At 67.5% G+C, this 421-nt stretch carries 1 protein-coding gene; it reads right to left on the bottom strand.

Annotated elements, in window-relative coordinates; translation table 11 throughout:
- On the bottom strand, window positions 1-421 hold a 421-nt coding region (locus E0L35_RS25710), incomplete at both ends, for a GPO family capsid scaffolding protein (RefSeq protein ID WP_138801748.1).

Genomic DNA, 421 nt, shown 5'->3' with positions numbered 1-421 from the left:
CCTGGGCGACTTCCTCGAAGCCTTTCACCACGTCGGCGAACCGCGCGTCGTCCCCGCGGGCCTTCCCCGAGAACTTCGCGAGGATTGCCTGCATCGCCGCGGAGAACTTCGCCGCGCCGCCGTCGTCGCCCTCGAATTCGATGTCGGTGGGCTGTGCCGCGGTGAACAGGTTGCCCGCGTGTTGCTTGCGCGCCTTGAGCGGGCTTGCGTCGGGGTGCTGCTGCGCGAACGAGAGCATTTCCGTGCCCAGGCTCGCGGGGGTGTCGGTCACTGCCAGGCCCACGAGATAGGCCTCGCCCGAATCGGCAAACTTCGGGTTCACCTCGATCGAGGTGTAGAGCTTCTGGCCCGAGCGGGTCATGCTGACGAGGTCGGGCAGCGGCTTGATGCGGGCGAAGAGCGCCTTCTTGCCGTCCTCGAC

The sequence above is a fragment of the Halomonas sp. ATBC28 genome (assembly GCF_005937175.1).
GTDB lineage: Bacteria > Pseudomonadota > Gammaproteobacteria > Pseudomonadales > Halomonadaceae > Vreelandella > Vreelandella titanicae.
The sequence above is the reverse complement of the archived record's forward strand: the minus strand, read 5'-3'. Positions and strand labels throughout refer to the sequence as shown.